Origin of the sequence: Mesotoga sp. B105.6.4, assembly GCF_002896535.1 — a bacterium.
Classification (GTDB): Bacteria; Thermotogota; Thermotogae; order Petrotogales; family Kosmotogaceae; genus Mesotoga.
This window is the reverse complement of sequence record NZ_JWIM01000118.1, coordinates 1-1,258: the sequence shown is the minus strand read 5'-3', so window position 1 is coordinate 1,258 and position 1,258 is coordinate 1. Positions and strand designations below refer to the sequence as shown.

The 1,258-nt window shown below is 48.6% G+C and carries 1 protein-coding gene; it reads left to right on the top strand.

From position 1 onward, the window contains the following. A partial coding sequence (locus tag RJ60_RS14950; RefSeq protein ID WP_103135276.1) for a 2,4-dienoyl-CoA reductase occupies positions 1-1,094 on the top strand: 1,094 nt, incomplete at its 5' end. Positions 1,095-1,258 lie beyond the last annotated feature (164 nt).

Here is a 1,258-nt window from a genome sequence, read left to right as displayed (position 1 = left end):
TCGAGGGCAAGGCCGGTCTGATAGACCTCGAAGCTATAACAGTTACTTACGAGAGTCGCGGCAGAAAGACTCAGCTCAGCATCATGCCTAGAAACAAAGAGGCTCTGACAAAGTTTGTTCGAAAAATGAAGAACATCAACAAAGACACTATCTTTATCTTCCAGCTAACACATTCGGGGGAGTTAAGCCATCCAGCCTTTTCGAAGCGCGTCTGCGTGAAGCCGCTTGCCGGTTTTGGTGGAGAGTTGCTGAGCGAGGAAGACATAGAACGGATTCTGGACGAATTCGTTCTGGCAGCAAAGATCTGTCACGATGCCGGTGCCGATGGCGTCGACCTTAAGCTTTCTCACGGCTATTTAGGCTCCCAGCTGTTACGCCCTTACAATGATAGAAAGTGGAAGTATGGAGGTTCCTGGGAAAACCGAAGCCGCTTTGCCTTTGAACTAATCGAAAGAGTCGTCAGAGAGGTCAACGATCCCAATTTCATAATCGGTTCAAAAGTCTCCGTATGGGAAGGCTTTCCAGGAGGCTGCGGAAGCGCCGGGCCTGACACTGCAGTTATGGATCTGACCGAATCGATAGCGCTCTGCAAAGGTCTTGAAGAGAGGGGTGCGCACTACATTCTCCAATCTGCAGGAAGCCCGTCGATTACTCTTGCACTATCACAGCCAGATAGGAAGATACCCGACTACGCCTACCTCCATCATTACTTCTCAAAGGTCCTCAAAGAAAACTTGAAGCCTGAAACCGTTGTTATCGGCTCGGCATACTCTATCTTCCGGGACGGGAAGAACTCTTTCCAGGCGGTCGAGAGAGAAAAGAATACCTTCAGGTACTGGGGTAATAAGAACGTAAACGACGGGTACGTAGATATGGTAGCTCTGGGCAGACAGTCCTTTGCAGACCCTTACCTTCCGGCAAAACTAATGGAAGGTAGAGAAGACGAAATAAAGTGGTGCACTGCATGCGACAACTGTATCGAGCTTCTTATACGTCAGATGAATGTCGGTTGCTGTGTTTACAACAAACCGTACACCGAAGCTCTGATGAAAGTTAGAAAAGAAGAGGGACTTCTCAAAGAAAAGCACACATAATCACTGATTTAGATGTCGGGATGTCATCCTGCATCGTTCTTATACAGGACGGACAGTAAAATAGGGACTCCATTTTAGGAACAGGAGCAGTTCTTCCTTCATAAGAGCGTGCAGAGAGCGGTATCGGAAGATCGGTTCCGACGCGTTGCGCCCAAGTTCCTCGT